Raw genomic sequence first — 20763 nt, 5'->3', positions numbered from 1 at the left:
TTAATTGTAACACAAAATATTGGTAATGTCTAACAGTTCCTTACTTTGTCCTGACCTTTAAAATGTCAGAATAAGAACCGTAAGCCGTTGTATTGCCATTCTGTCTGTATGCACGGACTTTATATTGATAAGTTTTCTTAGATTTCAGTTTCTTATTCGTATAAGTTACCGTAGTACCTTTTTTGATGGTCGTTACCTTTTCCCACTTCTTTTTTGTGGAATTATAACGATATATCTGATATCCGTCTGCCCGCGTTGTCTTTTTCCATGTCAGCTTTACACTGTTTTTTGTTTTCTTTTTTGCAGTCAGAGCACTGACTTTTTTCGGCTTTGCTGCCGTATAAAGGACATCCGAATAGCTGCTGTATGAGGTCTTACCTCCTGTACTCCGGTATGCACGGATTTTATACTTATATGCCCTTGCCGCCTCACGTTTTTTATCGGTATAAGAACTCTTACCGGATGATACTGTCTTAAGTTTGACATATTTTTTCTTTGCGGAATCATATCGGTATATCTGATAATTCGTTGCTCCGGTCAGTTTGTTCCACTTGATCTGAACGGAATCTGTTTTTAATGTACCATTTTTTAACCCCTTTACCTTACCTAATTGAATCTTAAAAGAGGAACTCAAAGTGCCACTGTAATTTCCTTTAAATGTCACTTTTACGGTATAGGTTCCCGGCTCTTTTCTGCCGGAACTCCGGCTTATCGTATAATTTGCCGCCGAAATCACTTTTCCGGTTTTATCATATACCTTTACCGATGGTTCTTTCGTTTTTCCATCATAGGTATAGGAGTCATTTCCTAATACGATCTTATTCGGTGCTGAAATGTTGCTCTTACTCAAAGTGATATTACAATCCTTACATTTGGTGGTGATGCTTCCATCCGTGCCCTTCGATGCATCTGCCTTTGTAACGGAAGTTTCCTGATCCGTATGCAGGCAGGCAGTGGTCTTTGTAAATGCCTTGATCCTTGCACACATCGGAGTTGTGTTTGTATGCAGGTCATACCAGCCGGATGTGCTGCTCATTTTGAGCAGGCTCTGTCCTGCTGCCGTACTGCTCTTAAAGGAAATCCAGCCGCCATTTGTATAAGAAGTGTCTACAAAAATCGTCACTTCATTTCCCGACGGATTTTCTAACTGATATACCACGGAAAAAGTATGTCCCGGATATAAAATAATCTGTTTTTCTAATGGAATCGTATAATATCCTGCATATCCCGGCATTGTTCCGCTCTGAGTTGCTGCAAGTGTGCCGCTGGTCGGATTGCCTGCATCCGGGTCTTTATATATGGATAATTTGTATTTTACATTGGTATCATATATTCCTAACGATACTGCCGAAAGTATCTGTGGTGAGCTTCCATAAACTTTGAATATGTCACCCGCCATGCCATTGTTATTGATCTTGATCCTTGAGATTCCGTTTCCACCATCATACTGATAATTATAACTGTAATTATCCGCTCTTTCAAAATCAAATACAAATGCCTGAGAAGATATGGATGCATCTTCATAGGACATCCAGAAATATCCGTTTTCTCCCGAATCAGTTCCCCAACTGTTGCGGATCAGCCATGCACCGTCCTCTTTGGGGGTCTGATTGAAATGTTCTTTTGAAAAGGCATCATCCCAGCCGACAATGGTGACTGCATGACCGCTGCCTGTTCCACTTGGATTATAATATGAATTATAGGTTGCGTTTCGATAGCCGCCACTTTCCTGATATCCGATATTTACTGCCCCATATTGCATGACCATCTGTTTGATGGATTCCATATCACTCGAACTGATCCAGTATGCATTCTGCATATGTGCCCAATCCTGTCCATATGCCAGTGAATCCGGTAACTGTGCCGTTGTACTTAACGTATCATATGGCAGCGCACTTTCTAAAGCTGCTCCCTGCCAGCCGGCAAGTGCCCAGGTGGTAAACATGGAATTACCGCCCTGATTTGCAAAATCTTTTGTCAATGGCCTTGTTGCATCACCTTCTGTATTTCCAAGCGGGTCTGTCACATGGTGATAGAAAAAGTATGCAAGCTGATATTCTGATAAATCTAATGCATTGGTAGCATAGCCTTTTGTAATTAAGGATGCTTCTGCCGATGCTAAAGCCGCAAAGGACCAGCAGGTCTGATAACCGCCCTGTTTTCTGACAGTTCCGATCAGGCTTCTGGCATCATACTTTTCAGGAATGCCGGCACCATATGCCCGTACTCCTGCTTTTGACTGTGTTCCGGCTGTCTTTGGCAGCTCCAAGTCCACAAAATGATACCCCTCTCCCTGTTCTGCTGTCTGTTGACTGTTCTCTGCCTGTCCTGTTTCGTTCTCAGCATAAACAGTCTGGGGACACAATCCAATGATCATGGCTGTTATTAAAAATACTGCTGAAATCCTTTTTATCATATACGGCCCCTTGTCTGTTTAATATTTTTTCATGAGTCCTATTATTCTAAGCAGGTTGTATCCGTAACCCTGAGCTGCTGCCCAGCCTTTTCCTGTTGGATTATCCGGAATTCCCAACCACTCTACATACGGTGCACAGCCTCTTGCTACATATTTAAAACGCTCATCCACACAAGTCTGTTTTAACGGTTCTGTGCTTGCATAGGCCTTCAGGTGCTGTACCTGCGCACGGATTCCTGTTCTTACATCCGGAAATACATTTCCTGCAACTCCGCCACCGGTTGCTCCAAGTCCTCCAAAGTTACACTGTGTTGCCTGCACATCGCCACCAAACTGTAAAAATCCTGTTTCTAAGCAGATCTGTGCAAACAGTACTTCGGCACGCACTCCTTCGGCGGTTGCTTCTTCCACGACGATCTTACAAAATTCATCAATATTGGCTGCCCCTTTAGAAGCATAGATGTCTGCCGGGAATGTTTTTCCTGAGCTACGGTAATATGCTGCCATCTGTGCTGCATTTACGGTAGAGGCTCCCATGATCTTATAACCCATACTCAAAGTTGCTACGTCGGAATAGGAACCATAGTTTTTACCATTTCCCGATGTCTTGATCGCACGGATCTGATAGTAATAGGTTGTTCCTACGGAAGATACCTTACTATCCCTGTATTGTGTTCCGCTTACGGTTGCCACAACCTGATAACCACTGTTTTTTGCGGTACTTCTTTTAATCTGATACTGTGTTGCTCCGCTGACACCACACCATCTTACGAGTGCTTTATCGCCTTCTATGACTGCCATTGCACCCTGAACCTTCTTTAAGGTTTTTCCTGACTTCACACTGCTTAGAGAACTTTTGCCGCTTACTGTACCTGATAACTGATAAGCGCGCACTTTGTAATAGTAGGTTTTTCCCTCGGTACGATTGGTATCTGTATAGCTGGTTGCCGATGTACTTTTGATTTTTTTATAGGAACCGTTCTTTTTCGTACTCCGGTAAAGTTCGTATCGATTTGCTCCGTTCACTGCATTCCACTGAATCTCTAACTTGGTACTGGAAGCAGAACGAACAGAAGTAATACCTGATTTCTTTAATGCACGACAGGACTTAATTCCTGAAAAGGAACCATATCCTGTTCCGCTCTTCTGCTTTTTTATTGCCCGAACCTTATAATAGTAAGTCTTTCCGGCAGAACGCTTCTTATCCAGATAAGTGGCAGAGGATGTCTCTGCCACTTTCTGATAGTTACCATTTTTAGATGTGCTACGGTATATCTGATAACCGGATGCACCTTTTACGGTTTTTATCTGTAATTTTATCTGTGTACTGGTGTAAGAATACACCTTATTAATGGATGCAGTCTGAAGTGTACTTCCGGATACTACCTTTGAGTAGGAGCTGTATCCTTTTACACGTCCTGTCTTATTCACTGCACGCACCTTATAATAATAGCTTTTTCCTGTCTTAAGAGAACTGTCAGTATATTCTTTTCCCTTTACGGTAGCAACATAGCTGTAGGTACCATTCTTAGAGGTACTGCGATAGAGCTGATAATAGCTTGCACCAGTTACCTTGCCCCATTTTACTTTCAGCTTTTCTCCGCTATAGGATGTCACGGAACTAATCACGGGTGTCTTTAAATTTCTTGCACTCTTCTGACTGCTGTAGGTACTATAACTGTAAACTTTATCTGCTACTTTCTTCACTGCACGGACTTTATAATAATATTTCTTACCCTCTGTACGATTTTTATCTGTATAGGATAACGATGTTGTTTCTTTTATTTTCTTATAAGTGCCGTTTTTGCTTGTACTGCGGTATACCTGATAATATCCTGCACCTGTCACAGACTTCCATGCCACTTTCAGTTGTCCTGCTTTTACGGATTTTACATAACTGATGGTTGGCTGTTTCATGGAGACACCGGATACTGCATTGCCATATCCGCCATATCCCAGTGCATTCACCGGTTTTATTTTATAGGAATACTTCACTCCTGCTTGTGCAGTTGTATCTACAAAGTAATCTTTATCCCCTGTTGTTCCGATCTGCTGATAGCTTGCTGCTCCGGACTGTTTTCTCGTTACAGTATACTTTGTTGCACCAGCTGCTTTTTCCCATTTTACCGTAACGCCTCCGGAAGTTCTGGATTTTACATATAATGCTTTGACGTTTCCTAACGGCACTCCGGTTTTCACGTCACTGTAGTTACTATACTGATTTGCCGCTAAAATAGAACGGACTTTATAATAATAGGTCTTTCCTTCAATACGGTTCGGGTCTGAATATGTCTTACCGGTTACGGTTGCCACTTTCTTGTACCCGCCATCCTGACGTGTGCTTCGGTATACTTCATATCCCTGTGAATCATTGGCACGCCAGTTGATCCGAAGCACGTTTGCTCCTTTTGGACGTATGCTTGTAATAACCGGTGTTGTCGTATTTTTGCTAAGTCCATAATAGTTCGCGATTCCGGTTGCATCTGCAACACCGAATCTCCGTAATTTCTCATCACTGTTCAGATAGTTTGCATCTGAAGTATCTATGTATGCATGCTCAATTAAAATTGCCGGTATTCCAGCTAATTTACTTCTTCTGATGACACCTAAATAATCTGCAAGGCTTCCATCCGGATAAAGTGTATTGTCTTCGGAATTACGAATCTTTAATCCCTGACCATGCTCACCGATTCCAAGTTCTAAAATCTTATTTAAGATCTGCTGTGCAAGATCATGTCCTGTTGTTCCAAGATCTGAACGGTAATTCTGGTTCGGGTAGAAAATTTCCGCACCATTTCCGCCACCTGCATTGATGTGCATGCTGACATAGACATTTGCTCCAACACTCTGTGCATACTCTACTCTTTTTGCATTACATTCTGTAGAAGTAACGGCTCCACCACCATTTGCACAGGCACCGCTCTCACGCGTCATGTATACGGTTACTCCCTGATACTGACTGAGCTCTGCTTTACAGTACTGAGCAATTTTTAATGTTAAGTCTTCTTCTTCTAAACCGTTTCTTCTTGCTCCGGCATGTGTATCATCATGTCCCGGATCTAATACTACTACAATATTTTTTCCTGCACCCATTGCTGCAACCTCATCACTGCTGTTGGTTGCAGGTGTCTCTAACTGTGCATTCTGAATTGCATCTCCGATGCTCTCTGCTGACTCTGTATTTCCATTCTCATCCATGGTCACTACATCCACATTGGCTGATGGCTCTTCGACTACTACGCTGTCCGGATTGTTTTCTACTGTTGTATTAACACCAAAACGCATATCCATTCCGGCATCCTGAAACAGTAAGGTCTGCTCTGTTCCATTGATCTGATAGGTTACTCCTACCAGACGGTAAGCTCCTGCCTCGGAACCTTCCGGAAACTCCATCGTAAACAGCATCGCATCCTGACTGATCGTAGCTGCCTGTACCTGATATGCCTTTCCTGTTGTCTCGTTGACATAATCCAACACTGCCTTTTCGATGACTGTATGCTCATCTCCGATACTTAAAAGTACGTTCTGTGTTCCCGGCATCTCAACTGTCGGCTGATCGATGAGTGCATAATTCAACAGTGCAGTCTGCTCTGTCTTGTTCTCTGTGCTTCCTGCACTCTCTGCCTGTTCTGCTGCCTGGGTGTCTGTGACAACCTCTGTTTGTTTTGCAGCTTCTGATCGCTGGTCATTGTCCTGGTTTTCCACATCTTCACTCGGCTTTGCATCCTCAGCATCCTGTTTTGCGCTTTCCTGTGCAACAGGCTCTGATTTGGCTGCCACGGCTGCTGCCTGCACATAAGGCATGTCCATGGTTCCAACCATGCAAAGACACAGAAATCCTGCTAAAAATCTCTTCATTCGCATTTTCCACTTCTCCTTTATAAGCTTTAAAATCTCTTATGCTATATTTTACTTTTTTTTACATAAAAAGTAAATATTATTAAGAAATTTGTAAGAAATTACCGTAAAAAGAAGGCGTAGTGCAAATGCTTTGCAATACGCCTTCTTTCCCCATCCATGATACTTTAAACTTTTCTACACAACTATCTATGATTCATACATTTTTACTATCGCACACATATCTTCATTTCCATCATATTTTTCAGAAGTGTTTTCAAATATTTCTTTTGCTGCTTTTCCCAATACTAACGGAGTATCTGCCATTTCCTCACATAATGAAAGGTCTTTCTTAATAATATCCACACTTCCTCTGACATGGTAATCTTCTTCCATTAAACTTAAAAATCTTGTTTCAAACATTTTAGATGCACCGGCACTTTTACATATCACATCATATACCATCTTTAAATCTACGCCAATGTTTTTTGCAACGGTAAACGCCTCGGCTGTTGCCTGCATATGGATGCCGACTAATAACTGATTCAATAGTTTAACCTTCTGTGCATCTCCCGGCGTATTCCCGACTACATATAAATTTTCGCAAAAGACTTGAAGATATGGTCTTAGCACTGCTATTGCGTCTTCCTCGCCTGAAAGCATCATTGTCAATGTGCCCTTGGAGGCTTTTGCTGTACCACCACTAATAGGTGCATCTATAAGATGGATTCCCTTTTCGTTGCAACTTTTATAGATATGCTCCATAAACCTTACACCGATTGTAGAGGAAATCACGATCATTCCATGTTCCATTTCTGATAAGATGCCATTGTCTCCAAGAATACAGTCCACGCACTGCTCTCCATTTCCCAGCAATACAAAAATGATGTCACATGTTTTTCCTAACTCTTTCAGCGACTTTACCTGTTTTCCACCCAAGGCATTTGTTTTTTGGATAACTTCCGCTCTGCGTGCAAAAAAGTATAATTCCGATTCTCCTTTTGCTAAGATATTTTCCACAATCGGCATTCCCATCATGCCAAGTCCTAAGAATCCAAGTTTCATATCTAACTACGTTCCTTCTTTAATGCGATCACCATTCGTGCAGCTTCCATCATATCTTCTACCGTCATCTTATTCTTTCGATATAATTCCTCCGGTGCACCGGACTCTCCGAATGAGTCCAATATTCCAATTCGTTTTACAGGTGTTGGGATTGTCTCTGAAAGTACCTCTGTCACAGCTGCTCCAAAACCACCTAAAATGGTATTGTCCTCAACGGTAACTAAGGCTCCTGTCTTTTTAGCTGCTGCTATAATACTCTCTTCATCCAAAGGTTTGATCGTATTAAACTCTATAACATCTGCTGCAATTCCCTCTTCCTGTAAATGCTCTGCTGCTTCAAGTACCTTTCCTAATAAAATTCCCGTTACTAAGAATGTTACCTGTGCATTTGTTTCATTTCGCATTACATTTGCTTTTCCTATTGTAAAATGATAATCCTCTTCCTGATGCACATCAGGCACCGGTGCAAAATGAAGTCTTACATAAAGAGGTCCTTTAAATTTAATTGCCTCCCGTGCCATAATTCTTGCAGACACTGCATCTGAAGGTTCTATAATCGTAAGGTTCGGAATTGCACGCATGATGCTTAAGTCCTCTACCGCTATGTGTGACGCTCCCTCGGTTCCTGTCAAAAGACCTGCATGTGTTCCAAGCATCATGACATCAAATTGCGGTTGGCAGACATAGGTTCTTACCTGTTCACATGCGCGCAAGCATAAAAACACACTATAAGTTGCTACTATGACCTTTGTTCCACAGCTTGCCATACCGGCTGCCGCTCCTAATAAATTTTGTTCGGCAATTCCAAATGAATAAGCTCTATTCGGGAAACTTTCCTCAAAATGTTCTAAATGACATGTCTTTGTATCTGCATTAAAAACAACAAAATCTTCATTCTCTTTTGCAATTTCTATAATCTCATTTCCAAAAACAATTCTCGTAGGCAGCATCATACTACAGGATACCCCTTTCTAAGTATTTTTGCATTTTCTCAATCGGCTGATCGGCATTTGGTGTAAGACTGTGCCAATAAGCAACGTCCTCCATAAATTCAACCCCCTTGCCTTTTACGGTATAGGCTATGATCGCTGTAGGATTTCTCATCTGTTTTGCCCTATGAAATGCCACTAAAAGTTCTCTGATATCATGACCGTCAATTTCTATCACTGACCAGCCAAATGATTTCCATTTATCTGCCAATGGTTCGATTGTCATAACATCATTGACCCAACCGTTGATCTGCAGTCCATTGCAATCTACAATAGCTGTCAGATTACTCAGTCTGTGATAAGATGCTGCCATAGCTGCTTCCCATACCAGACCTTCCTGCAATTCTCCGTCTCCCAGTACCACATAGGTATCATATGTATCTTTTTTACGCTTTGCATTCAGTGCCATACCAATTCCAGTAGAAAGTCCATTGCCAAGAGAACCTGACACCATATCAATTCCAGGAGTCCGCATATCCGGATAGCTTGTACATAAAGAGCCGAACTGTCGGAATGTCTCTAACTCTTTCTTATCAAAATAACCCAGATCAGCAAGAATCGTATACAATGTCGGACTTCCATGTCCTTTGGATAATACAAAGCGGTCGCGATGTGGATCCGTTGGGTTCTTCGGGTCTATGTTGAGAATATGATAATATAACGTTGTAAGTATTTCTACTTCTGAAAGCGAACCACCCGGATGTCCCATTTTTGCCATACAAAGCATCTTCACAACTTCTTTTCTTATTTTTGCCGCTTTACTCTCCAGGCGCATAATGTCGTCGTTTGTAAAATAGTTCATCGTTCCTCTCCCTAATCATTCCAATTATAACTATCTACATCAAATCCCTGTAACAGCATAGGATTACCATCCGTATCTTCTACATGCAAACAAGCCTGCACCTTATGGATTGCCTGTTTCAATTTTTCCGTGTTCTCTGCGTATACATAAATTCTGGCTAAAGATTGTACCAGAGAACCCATTGTTTCTTCTGGTACCACTTCACCATCCTGATAAAATTGTACCACATGGATTACTTCCGGCATTTCCCGGATCGTATCCAGACAGGAACATGACGCTATCTTACCTGATTTCAACAATGGAATTAAAATACAATATTTGTTTTTAAAATATGGATTATCATATTTTGTGTTGTCCCAACCCTGGAATTTTCCCGTAAGTGCCATCTGAATATACATATCCAGGGTATTGATCTCATTTTCTTTTGAAACGATCACATATTCATTTGCACCGCACAGACGATATCCCATTTCAAAAACAATGAACTCGTCTCCTTTTACAAAAGCCTGAATGAACATTGTTCCATTCTGCATCTGCAAAGATCTTGCAAATTCTTTTACATTTTCATGCAGATTTTTCATGTAGGAATCCAAATGTCTGGACGGGAACAGCAATGCATTTGGCTGTGGTGCTTTCCCCTCCTGTTGCGTATTCACATCACGATCTGTCATTGCAGATAATGTCACATTACCATCCTGTATTGTATAATACATACAAATATCATCATAACCCTGAATATATTTTTCTACAACAACCTCTCCTGTTTTAGAATATTGCAATGCATGTTCAAATGCTTCTCTCAGTTCTTCTACGTCATTACATATGGAAATACCTCTGCTTGCATAGCCGTCTGTCGGTTTGATGATAACAGGATATTCCCGGATTTTATCCAGATCTTCTTTGTTTTGTGCCAAATATTCCTCTGCAACCGAAATACCACATTTTCTGCATTGTTCTTTAAATCTCTTTTTATTCATTGACACTGCAAACTGCTCCGGTGTCGCATAAAACGGCATTTTCATGCGTGCACAAAGTTCCTGTACAAATCTTATATTAACCTCGCTGCAACCTGTAAAAATACCATCAATCTGTTTTGAGATAACCAGTTGCTCTAATGCATCTAAGTCAGATGTACTAATTGTATATGATTCATCTGCTATTTCCTTAGACACACCACCATCTAAATAATCCGTAACAATGACATAAGCCCCCAACTCCTTTGCATGAGATACAACATCGTATGTAGAGACAGTACCGCCTAATACTAATAATCTTTTTCCTTCCAATTCCAACATGTTATATTCCTTCCACATTTTTCGGCATTTCATCAATCACTTCATCCAGCAAATAACGCGGTCTTCCTTTAGAAAGCTCATAATTCCGCCAAAGATATTCGCCCAGGATGCAATTTCCTATCAACAATATTCCCGTCATAAGCAACATAAATGATAGGATCAACCCTAATGCCTGACCTCTGATCGCTAAAATAATACTTAATACCCCACCTGCAATGACAAATATAACTGCCAGTGCTAATAGCTTTCTCAACAGTATAATGGAATTACTAACGATCAATTCCATTGCAATACCAATCTTTCGTAAAAAACCAAAACCTGATTTTCCAACTTCTCTTTTCTTACGCACATAGGGAATTTCTTTCTGCTCATATCCCATCCAGTATCTAATGAGCAGACCGCCCGTATATTGCACATCAATCTTTAAATACTCACTTACAACGGAACGATCCATAAGAAAGAAATCCGAACCGCCTTCTGGATAATTAGGATTTAAATGTTTCTTTATAAAGTTATGGAACGCGGATGCACATGTTGCATATATGCCTTTTTCATCTCTCCCTGAGCGAACTCCTGCAACAATTTTATATCCTTTTTCCCACTCTTTCAGCATATCTGCAAAAAGTTCAAACGGTTCCTGCATATCTGCCGAAATCACTCCAATGACATCTCCTTTTGCTAAATCCATTCCTGCATGGATACATGCCATTTGTCCAAAATTTCTGCTCAATGATGCTATCTTTATTAAATCCGGGTACTCACTTTGATACTTCTTCATAACTTCCCATGAGTTGTCCGGTGAGCCGTCATTTACCATGATAACCTCTACCCGATAATTCTCAAACAACTCCAAATGTTCTATAATATACGGAACTGTAATAGGAAGATTCTTTTCATTCCCATAAATTGGGATTACGACTGAAAATAATGATTTCATACTTTTCCTCAATTCTAGAATTACTCAACCTCTACTGTAATATAATCATACATATTGTCCATCTTATGAAGCATTTCTTCCATAGAATCATATCTTAAAATGAGGACACCAACCGTACCATTAGAACCTGTAAATGGGATCAGTTTCTCCCCTTCCTTTACATGTATATGTTCTTCCACAATATTCTTCTTTATCTCATCCGTATATTGGATTCTTTTAAAATTGCCTTCTTTTAATGTATGTAAGATATAGCAGGACCAAAATCCTTCCGGCTCTACCATTTTCAGCTCTGAACAGTCTTCACCCATAGCTGCTTTTAACATATATTCAACAAATGGTATACCTGTTGCTTTCTCTATTACCTGTGCGATCATATTACCGCCGTTACGCGGTCCGACTTCCATGAGATAAACATTATAATCCTTATCGATACGGATATCAAAATTATATGCCTGTGTTTTCATGTCTAATAATGTGAGCAGCCTCTGAATTTCTGCATGTACTTTCTCATGCACCTCTTTTGGCATATCATATGGAAAACTCTCTCCGATCGGAACATATGGGCTTGCTGCCTTATTACTAAAATGCTCATTTGCAAAACAACGAAAAACTAATTTTCCATCAACAGAAAATCCATCGCCTGCAATTTGATATCTGTATTTTTCAACATATTCCTCAATAATAAAACGTTTACATCTGGAATACTGAAGGGCATTTTCCACCAGCTCTTCTAACTGACCTGCATCATCCATCCGTGCTACGCCCTTGCTGCCCGCTGAATCCACCGGTTTTACCATAACCGGAAATTTGAAATTCTCTAAGTCCTTCTTTGCTTCCTCAACAGAACTGTATCCTCTGGCACGAGGAGTACAAAAACCATTTTCCTCTAAAAATGCTCTGAATTTATCCTTGTTCGTCAAAATGTCTACTGACTTATAAGGACTGGTCGGAAATCCCATTGCCTCTGAAACATATGCTGCTGTTGCTGCCGCAACATCTGTAGCATACGCAAGAATTCCATCAATCTGAAGTTCTTTTGCCAATGCAAGAACTGCCTCTTTATCTGTTGTACTAACATTGTGATACTCATCTGCAAACTTATGCCCCGGATTATCCGGAAGATAATCACAGGTAATCGTATAATATCCCATCTTTTTTGCTGTTAAAATAGACGGAATCTGTGTGTTAGCTCCACCAAGCAAAAGTATCTTTTTCATCTTCTTTTCTCTCTCCAATCCTATTTCATTACGATATCACAAATCCGATCTACTTCTTCCTCTGATAAGCCTGCATATAATGGAAGTGTCAAAATCTCATCTGCAATTTTACCAGCAATCGGTGTATCCTGAACCACAAACTTCTCTTTTATAATTGTAAAATCTGATGTTAACGGATAAAAATATTTCCTTGGTACAATTCCATTCTGTATCAATTCATTTGCCATCTGATCTCTTGATTTTCCGAAAATCTCTTCGTTAAAACGAACCGGAAAATATGCATAATTATAGGAAACATTTTCCTTTTGCGGACATATGTAGATTCCTTCCACTCCTGTTAAACGTTCTATATAACGTTCATACGCCATTTTACGCTTATTGATTTCCTCTAACACATGTCGTAAATTACACAGTCCCATTGCCGCATGAAACTCTGTCATTTTTGCATTTGTGCCAAGCATCTCAGCATCCTCTTTTCCATACATACCAAACTGGCGGATTGCCGCAAACTCTTTACACAATGCGTCATCCGCAAATGTAAGTCCTCCCCCTTCTACCGTGTTAAATACTTTTGTTGCATGAAAACTGAACATAGAAACATCACCCAGATTTGCAACATTTTTTCCATCGATTGTTTCACCAAATGCATGTGCTGCATCATAGATCACCTTCAAATGATGTTTTTCAGCAATCTCTTCGATCTTTTTGTAGTCGCAAATATTTCCATAAACATGAACCGGTACAATTGCTTCTGTTTTTTCTGTGATCAAATCTTCGATCTTATCTACATCCATTGTGTAATCTGTTTCATTGATATCACAAAATACAGGTGTTAATCCCACATCTGCAATTGCCTGTGTTGTAGACGCAAAAGTAAAAGGAGTAGTGATTACTTCTCCTTTTACTTTTAAAACTCTTAATGCCAATTCCAATGCCATATGACCATTAGAGAACAATTCCACATTCGGAGTATCCAAAAAACTTTCGAGGTCTTTTTCTAACTGCTGATGTTTTGGTCCCGTATGTGTCAGCCATCTGCTCTCCCATATATCAGAAATCTCTTCTACATATTCTTCAAATGGAGGTAATGACGCACGCACCACATTAATCACTTTATTCATAATACTTTCGCTCCTAATTTTATATCCAACAAATAAATCCTTACATATTCTTTTATTATAGACAATGCATCTTTATTCGTCAAGATTTTTCCAAGTTTAGCATCTATGCCCTATTTCTGACGATTTCCATTCTTTTTCGCAAACACGAATCCCACGATTGTCGTCAACAAGAAGTAAAGTATACTGGATATGCAGGCAGCAATCGAAAATCCTAATAATCCCTTTTGTGCCGTCAATACAATCGCTGATCCCACAAATATAACTGCATATACAACCTGTATCACAAACTGCCATCTGATCTCACACATTGTCAGGATAATGACCAGTAATACATTTGTCAGGAAATAAAATATCTGAGCTACATTTACAAGAACATTTAGATCAACAACTGCCTCATATAAATTCGGATATAAAATTTTAATATAGATCGGGGTCACTATACTGCATGCTACCAGCGCAAGCAGTCCAAAACCCACCAGCAATCCCACACCTTTCAGATAACTCTTTGTCTTAATCTTCTGGTTTCCTTTGGTAATGTACCCGATCAGGATACTGTTGACCGGTCCACTGATAATTGCCATTGTCTTTCCCAATAGAGACAAAACATAATATTGTGAAACTGCTTCACTGTCGATCATATATGCAAGAATAAACCGATCCAGATTCAGCAGGATGTTTGTCAATAGGTAGGACGCAGATAAAACAAATGCACTTTTAAAGACCTCGCTAAAACGTTCTTCTGTTTTTTCACTCTGATGACGCAGCACATTTCCTGTTAAGAAAACATATAAAACAGCAATTGTTTCACCTAGAATAAATACCCAATACCATTGTTCGCTTTTCCAAAATATCAGTAATCCCAATATATATCCGATTGATAACGCAAGGTAAAATACAAACTGCCTTTTAAATTCCAGGGATAACCGGTATTCTACACATGCATACATACGATAAATGGACATCACAATGATATATACAAACATCACAATTCCGACTGCTGTTGAAATTCTGGCTGCTCCCACGATTCCTGATATCACCGCCGAGATAATTGAAAAAATCCCTAATGTTAAAATATACTCTTTGTTTTTTAATGTTTCACGCTCCGGCATAACCAACCGTGCATTTGCCGTTCCCTGTCCAAAAGAAGGTGCTAAAATATTTAAAATCCCCAGCAAAAATAACATATTTCCAAACTCATTTTCACCCACACGATTATTAATTACCGGATATACGATCAACTGCAATACGGCATTCATCATTCCCACAGCACCTACACAGTATAGAAAATCTGCAGCAATTTTTTTCTTTTTCATGTTTATTTCCTACTTCCGCTTATCATTCGAATATCTTCTACCATCCGTGCCTGGATCAATAAATCCTCATACATTTTCATCCGCAATGTGTCATTTCCAAATGCCTCTGCAAATTTTTCAATAGAATGTGCAAAATGTGCGTCTTCCGGCAACTCAATCTGCTGTTTTCCCTCGTTTGTCTCTAACTCTAAGATTGGTGTATATCCCGGAGGTGCCGTAAAAATACGGTTGGTAAAGGCCTTTCCCTTATTTCCCCATACTTCTAAACAACACTGGTAATAACTGTCCATACTAAAAGAACCTTGAAGTACATCACCCTCTTCATTTGAATATGTTGCACTTCCATACATGTCTACTTCATAGCCTTCTAATCCATTCAAAGTTGCCGTATCTACTTTCACCGTGCTTCCAAGCATCAGTCTCGCCAATTTGGTCACATAGCCTGCTGCATCTAAAAGTGCTCCGCCTCCTAAAGCTTTATTATATCGGAAATCATTTGCTGCACGAAGAGGGAATCCAAAAGAAGCTTTCATCAGACGGATATCCCCTATCAAGCCCTCTTTTAACAATTTCCGGATTTCTGCAATCTGTGCATGATATTGGAACATATAATTTTCCTGTAATACAAGGTTTCTCTGCTTTGCAATTTCTACCAGTTCACTCGTTTGTTCATAACTGATCGTAGACGGTTTTTCCACAAATACATGTTTTCCATGTTCTAATGCTGCTTTTGCATAAGGAAAATGCAACGCCGGTGGCAACGGAATATAAACAGCATCAATATTTTCATCCTCAATGATTGCCTGAAAATTCTCTGCACTCTTAATTCCAAACTCTTTTTCAAACTGCTCTAATTTCGATTTATCATACTCCTCTGCAATACAGACACATTCAAATTCCTTGTTCTCCATCAATGCCGGCAAAAATCTGCGAAATGCAATTTCTGCACAGCCCAGTATTCCTATTTTTATCATATCTTATTGTTCCTTTCTCTATTTCCTATACTGTATATTTTCCATCCACATAACTATATATCCAGCAACGACAACAGGTTCCGCAACTGTATATTCAGACAGTTATTAATCTGCACCATCCGATTTAAGGTTGCGTAATCAACCCAGAAGTATCCCTCCGGCAATACACCGGTTTCTTCTTTTTCAACTTCAATGATGACATTCTGATTCTGCTCATGATAGAATCGTCCGCCCTCTTCTGATAATAAAACATTCTTTTTAATACCTTGCTGCTCTTCTAACTTTGTAAAAAAGAACTCTTCTAGTTCATTCTTTCGATTACTCTTGTTAGATGGCTCCATCTGCACGGTTGGTCCTAATTCTATAAAATCATGACAGCCCACTTCCGGTTTTGCATGTACTAAGAACTTTCTTACCCCATTCTCTACACAGGTAAACAATCCAAAGACAGCAATTCCAATAGCTTCAAACAATGGCTGTGTCCACTGTTTTACTTCCCGGCCTTCCATTTCAATATCACAGTAAACCACTTTAAAATCATAATCATGCTTACAGTGAATCTCATTCTCTGTAAATTCCCAGTCTTTTAACTCATGCAAGGGTACCAGTCTCGTTTCTCCCTCTGCAAACATTTTATAATTGTTGATATAACGATATAAGATTGGAATCAAATTTTCTCTTGACGGCTCAAACATGGAACAATATAATGCCTCATCTTTAAAGCTGGAGCGGATCTCTGCTTTTTCTGAAGCTGTCAGCTGCTCTGTGGAATATGGAATACAGGAAAGTACGGTCCGTGTGTCCATATTGACAAGATTATCGATTTTCATCAATTCTTTGATCTGCCCTAATGTCATCCATTTATGACTTGGCAGTACTTCAACCTCTACATCTTCTCCCAATTCTACTAAAATATTTCGATTCCGCTTTTTATAAAATCTGGATGACTGTTCCGATTGTATCTGATCTACTACAATATGATACTGTTCTGCATTCATAAAATAGTCTAAATATGGTGGCTTGGCTCCTCCGTGTTTTTGTGTAAAATTGCTCTTTGTCGCCTGAATAGTAGGGGATATCTGTATTTTATTGATATTTCCCGGTTCTATTTTTGCCTGCATAAGAAAATGAAGAACCCCGTCTATTTTTTTACACAAAATACCCAAATAACCAATCTCATTCTGGATAATGATCGGCTGTTCTATTATGACTTTTCCTTCTTCGATTCTTTGATATCCACAAACGGAAAAAAAGCTGTGATTCCTGTTACAGATACAGCCTTCCTCCTCATTGTAGTACCAAAAACCATCCTTTTCAAAATCAGTCTTATCAATACGAACCTTTACGGTTGCATTTCTCTGTTCTACCCACTCTAATATTTCTTTTGTGGGATTAACTGAACTGTCTGATGCCGCCCATGATCTTACGATATCTACAACTGTATTCATTTATTTTTCCTCCGGTACTCTTAACAGATACTGTCCGTACTCTGTCTTACGAAGCGGTTCTGCAAGGCGATATAACTGCTGCTTATTGATATAACCTCTGCGGTATGCAATCTCTTCAATACTGGATACATAGTATCCCTGACGTTTCTGCATAATTGCCACAAAATCCGTAGCTTCTTTCATTCCGTCATATGTACCGGTATCTAACCATGCCACGCCTCGACCAAGCTCCCTTACCTTGAGTTCGCCACGTCTTAAATACTCATTATTAACGGCTGTGATCTCAAGTTCCCCTCTTGCCGACGGCTTCACATTTTTAGCGATCTCTATTACCTTATTATCGTAGAAATACAACCCCGGAACTGCAAAATTAGACTTTGGATTTTCCGGCTTTTCCTCGATGGAAAGAACCTTTCCATCCTTGTCAAATTCAACGATCCCGAACTGTTTTGGGTTCTTTACCGGATAACCAAAGACAACTGCTCCACTCTCTAAATTTGCAGCTTCCTTCAGCACACTGGAAAAGTTTCTCGCATGGAAAATATTATCTCCTAAGATCAATGCCACATTATCTTTCCCTACAAAACGTTCCCCAATGATAAATGCCTCCGCTAATCCATTTGGTGCATCCTGCACGGCATAGGTCAATTGAATACCATAATCGCTTCCATCACCTAACAACTTCTGAAAATTCGGAAGATCATGTACCGTTGATATGATCAAAATATCCCGGATACCTGCTAACATCAACGTTGATAACGGATAATATATCATTGGTTTGTCATAAATCGGCAGTAATTGCTTAGATACTACTTTTGTAATCGGATACAGTCTTGTACCGGAACCTCCTGCTAATATAATTCCCTTCATATAGATTTCCTCCTGTGTTTTTCGCTCTATTCTACTAAAATATTCTATCTGTTTCCATACATTTTTTCATAATATTGCTGATACTCTCCGCTAATGATATTTTCCCACCACTCACGGTTATTTAAATACCAGTCAATTGTCTTTTGAATGCCATCCTCAAACTTTGTCTGCGGAAGCCATCCTAAATCATGATGGATCTTTGTCGGGTCAATCGCATATCTCATATCATGTCCTGCCCGGTCCGTAACAAACGTGATCAGATCCTCGGATTTTCCTAAATGCTTGACGATCAGTTTGACAATGTCAATATTTCGCATTTCATTATGTCCGCCAACGTTATAGACCTCGCCTTCTTTTCCATTGCGGATGATCAGATCGATCGCAGCACAGTGGTCTTCAACATAGAGCCAGTCTCTGACATTGATTCCTTCCCCATAGACCGGAAGTGGCTTATCATTTAACGCATTCGCGATCATCAGCGGTATGAGTTTTTCCGGAAAATGATATGGTCCATAGTTATTTGAACATCTTGAAATACTGATTGGCAGCTTATAGGTTCTGCCATATGCCTGTACCAGCAGATCTGCGCTTGCCTTTGATGCAGAATACGGGCTGGAAGTATGTATCGGTGTCTCCTCGGTAAAGAACAAATCCGGTCTGTCTAACGGCAGATCCCCATAGACTTCATCGGTAGATACCTGATGATATCTTTTGATCCCATATTTACGGCAGGCATCTAATAAGACCTGTGTACCTAAAATATTGGTCTTTAAAAAGATTTCCGGATTCTCAATGGAGCGGTCCACATGACTCTCTGCCGCAAAATTCACAACAATGTCCGGATGTTCTCTTTCAAATAATCCGTAGGTTCCTTCTCGGTCTGTAATATCCAACTTTTCAAACTGAAATTTCGGATTGTCCATAACGGAAGCTAAGGTCTCCATATTTCCTGCATAAGTCAGACAATCTACGCAGATAATCTCATCCTCCGGATGTCTGTCTAACATATAGTGGACAAAATTGCCTCCGATAAACCCTGCTCCTCCTGTAACTATAATTTTCATCGTACTTTTTTCCTCACTTTTTTTCTTTTATATTTTCGAACTTGTTTCCTTTTGTATTTTCGGATTTTTTCCCAAAAAATCAATACAACCAGTGCCAATCCTGAAATCATCATTCCATACTTTAATCCCGGGATCGTATAAGATAATACAATCTTATTATACCCTACTTCCAATGGTACCGCCATATACATTCCATTCGCTTTGACAATATTGACTTTTTTTCCATTCACGGTAGCACTCCAACCTTTATGATAAGGAATTGCTATACATGCCATACTCTTATCTTTTACTTTAATTTCACCGGTAACCTGATTTCCACGGATTTGAACCTTTTCAGCAGCATATTTCTTTCTTTCTGAATAATATTTTTCCACATTGTCCATAGAATGTGTCACTACTTCTATTTCAGAAAACTGATACTCCCCCAAAGCCTCTAATGTCAGATAAAACTTCTTTTGGGACTTATCATAATAGCCCATGTTAATTTCTATATCCCTGGCTCCGGTATCATACTGGCTGTTCGCCCCCCAGATCATACTTTTCTTTACATTACTTCCATACTTTACCCTCAGTATGGCCGTTGGATTTGCTCTTCCATAATTCCTATACCGTTCATCAAATACACGTTCATCATACCGGCTGCTCTGATCTCCCAGCAATACATCTTTATAAACACCAGGATTCTTTGGAATATATCGGATTCCCTTCACACACAGATACAATTCGGAATTTTTATATTTTTCCGGAATTTCAAATGTCAGTGTTGTAGATGACTGTTTGTTTTCTATTCCTTTGGTCGTTAACTCTACTAATCCTGTATCACCTGTTTGCTCCTGAATTTGTCTTTTTATTTCCTTTGTATCCAAAATGACTGTGTCATCAAATTCAGGTGTAACTGTGGCTAAATCACTACTTTTCTTTTTATCTATGACCAATCCCTGTAACATCGCTTCTTCTTTTTCATACGATGCCATCTTTTTGTAATCGGTCTCCGGAATAATTTTTGCATAGGAATAAATCAATGGGAGCTCGTATTTATTTCTCAATAATTGTACTTTTTTCTCCTCTCCTCCCTGTATCACGGTTTCCTCTTTTATTACTTCGTAACCCCATGGTTCTTTCTCTTCGCCATCTGCATATTTGGCAATATATTTTACGCCTCCTAACATATAAAGCGTTGTTCGGCTGTCAAAATCCATGATATTAAAAGGTGCATATCCTTTATTTATCTGCCACTCCTGTACCGCATCCATGATGCTTCCATAAGTATAGCTGAAATATCCGTCAAATGTATAGCTTCCTGTACGAAGACCTGCATTTGCTTCTTCCATTTTATTTTCATAGTTTTTATCATTCCTTTCGCTTCGCTCAAGGCACAAACAAGTTATGAAAAATGTTGTGCCCCTCCACTCTTT

15 protein-coding genes are annotated in these 20763 nt (G+C 39.7%); all 15 read right to left on the bottom strand.

What is annotated here, in order from left to right; translation table 11 throughout:
* Positions 1 to 40: 40 nt before the first annotated feature.
* On the bottom strand, positions 41 to 2416 hold the full coding sequence (locus WMO43_RS08665; RefSeq protein ID WP_353530927.1) for a lectin like domain-containing protein: 2376 nt from the start codon (positions 2414 to 2416) through the stop codon (positions 41 to 43).
* Between the two features lie 18 nt (positions 2417 to 2434).
* Positions 2435 to 6280 (bottom strand): N-acetylmuramoyl-L-alanine amidase, encoded by a 3846-nt coding sequence (locus WMO43_RS08660; RefSeq protein WP_353530926.1) that lies wholly within the window; start codon positions 6278 to 6280, stop codon positions 2435 to 2437.
* 183 nt (positions 6281 to 6463) lie between these two features.
* Positions 6464 to 7318 (bottom strand): NAD(P)-dependent oxidoreductase, encoded by an 855-nt coding sequence (locus tag WMO43_RS08655; RefSeq protein ID WP_353530925.1) that lies wholly within the window; start codon positions 7316 to 7318, stop codon positions 6464 to 6466.
* Between the two features lie 2 nt (positions 7319 to 7320).
* Positions 7321 to 8271: a transketolase family protein gene (locus tag WMO43_RS08650; RefSeq protein WP_353530924.1), complete on the bottom strand. Its 951-nt coding sequence runs from the start codon at positions 8269 to 8271 to the stop codon at positions 7321 to 7323.
* A gap of 1 nt (position 8272) precedes the next feature.
* Complete coding sequence (locus tag WMO43_RS08645) at positions 8273 to 9109, bottom strand: transketolase (protein ID WP_353530923.1); 837 nt, start codon at positions 9107 to 9109, stop codon at positions 8273 to 8275.
* A gap of 11 nt (positions 9110 to 9120) precedes the next feature.
* Positions 9121 to 10404 carry an ATP-grasp domain-containing protein gene (locus WMO43_RS08640; protein WP_353530922.1) on the bottom strand — a complete coding sequence of 428 codons (1284 nt, stop codon included), beginning with the start codon at positions 10402 to 10404 and terminating at the stop codon, positions 9121 to 9123.
* Between the two features lies 1 nt (position 10405).
* Positions 10406 to 11341, bottom strand: coding sequence for a glycosyltransferase family 2 protein (locus WMO43_RS08635; protein ID WP_353530921.1), 936 nt, complete (start codon positions 11339 to 11341; stop codon positions 10406 to 10408).
* A gap of 20 nt (positions 11342 to 11361) precedes the next feature.
* The gene (locus WMO43_RS08630) at positions 11362 to 12558 is read right to left on the bottom strand and encodes an ATP-grasp domain-containing protein (protein ID WP_353530919.1); all 1197 of its coding nucleotides are present in this window, start codon (positions 12556 to 12558) and stop codon (positions 11362 to 11364) included.
* A 20-nt stretch (positions 12559 to 12578) separates the two neighbouring features.
* Positions 12579 to 13697, bottom strand: a complete 1119-nt coding sequence (locus tag WMO43_RS08625) for a DegT/DnrJ/EryC1/StrS family aminotransferase (RefSeq protein ID WP_434784177.1) — start codon at positions 13695 to 13697, stop codon at positions 12579 to 12581.
* Positions 13698 to 13789: 92 nt separating this feature from the next.
* Entirely contained in the window at positions 13790 to 14992 is a 1203-nt protein-coding gene (locus tag WMO43_RS08620; RefSeq protein ID WP_353530917.1) for a lipopolysaccharide biosynthesis protein, read from the bottom strand.
* A gap of 2 nt (positions 14993 to 14994) precedes the next feature.
* Positions 14995 to 15966, bottom strand: coding sequence for a Gfo/Idh/MocA family protein (locus WMO43_RS08615; RefSeq protein WP_353530916.1), 972 nt, complete (start codon positions 15964 to 15966; stop codon positions 14995 to 14997).
* A 53-nt stretch (positions 15967 to 16019) separates the two neighbouring features.
* Positions 16020 to 17414: an NDP-hexose 2,3-dehydratase family protein gene (locus tag WMO43_RS08610; RefSeq protein ID WP_353530915.1), complete on the bottom strand. Its 1395-nt coding sequence runs from the start codon at positions 17412 to 17414 to the stop codon at positions 16020 to 16022.
* Positions 17415 to 18284, bottom strand: coding sequence for a glucose-1-phosphate thymidylyltransferase RfbA (rfbA, locus tag WMO43_RS08605; RefSeq protein WP_353530914.1), 870 nt, complete (start codon positions 18282 to 18284; stop codon positions 17415 to 17417).
* Between the two features lie 44 nt (positions 18285 to 18328).
* Positions 18329 to 19348, bottom strand: a complete 1020-nt coding sequence (rfbB, locus tag WMO43_RS08600; protein WP_353530913.1) for a dTDP-glucose 4,6-dehydratase — start codon at positions 19346 to 19348, stop codon at positions 18329 to 18331.
* Positions 19345 to 20679 (bottom strand): YfhO family protein, encoded by a 1335-nt coding sequence (locus WMO43_RS08595; RefSeq protein WP_353530912.1) that lies wholly within the window; start codon positions 20677 to 20679, stop codon positions 19345 to 19347. The genes rfbB and WMO43_RS08595 overlap by 4 nt, the downstream gene beginning before the upstream one ends.
* Positions 20680 to 20763: the final 84 nt, after the last annotated feature.

The organism is Maccoyibacter intestinihominis, assembly GCF_040096355.1.
Taxonomy (GTDB): Bacteria; Bacillota; Clostridia; order Lachnospirales; family Lachnospiraceae; genus Maccoyibacter; species Maccoyibacter intestinihominis.
The sequence above is the reverse complement of the archived record's forward strand: the minus strand, read 5'-3'. Positions and strand labels throughout refer to the sequence as shown.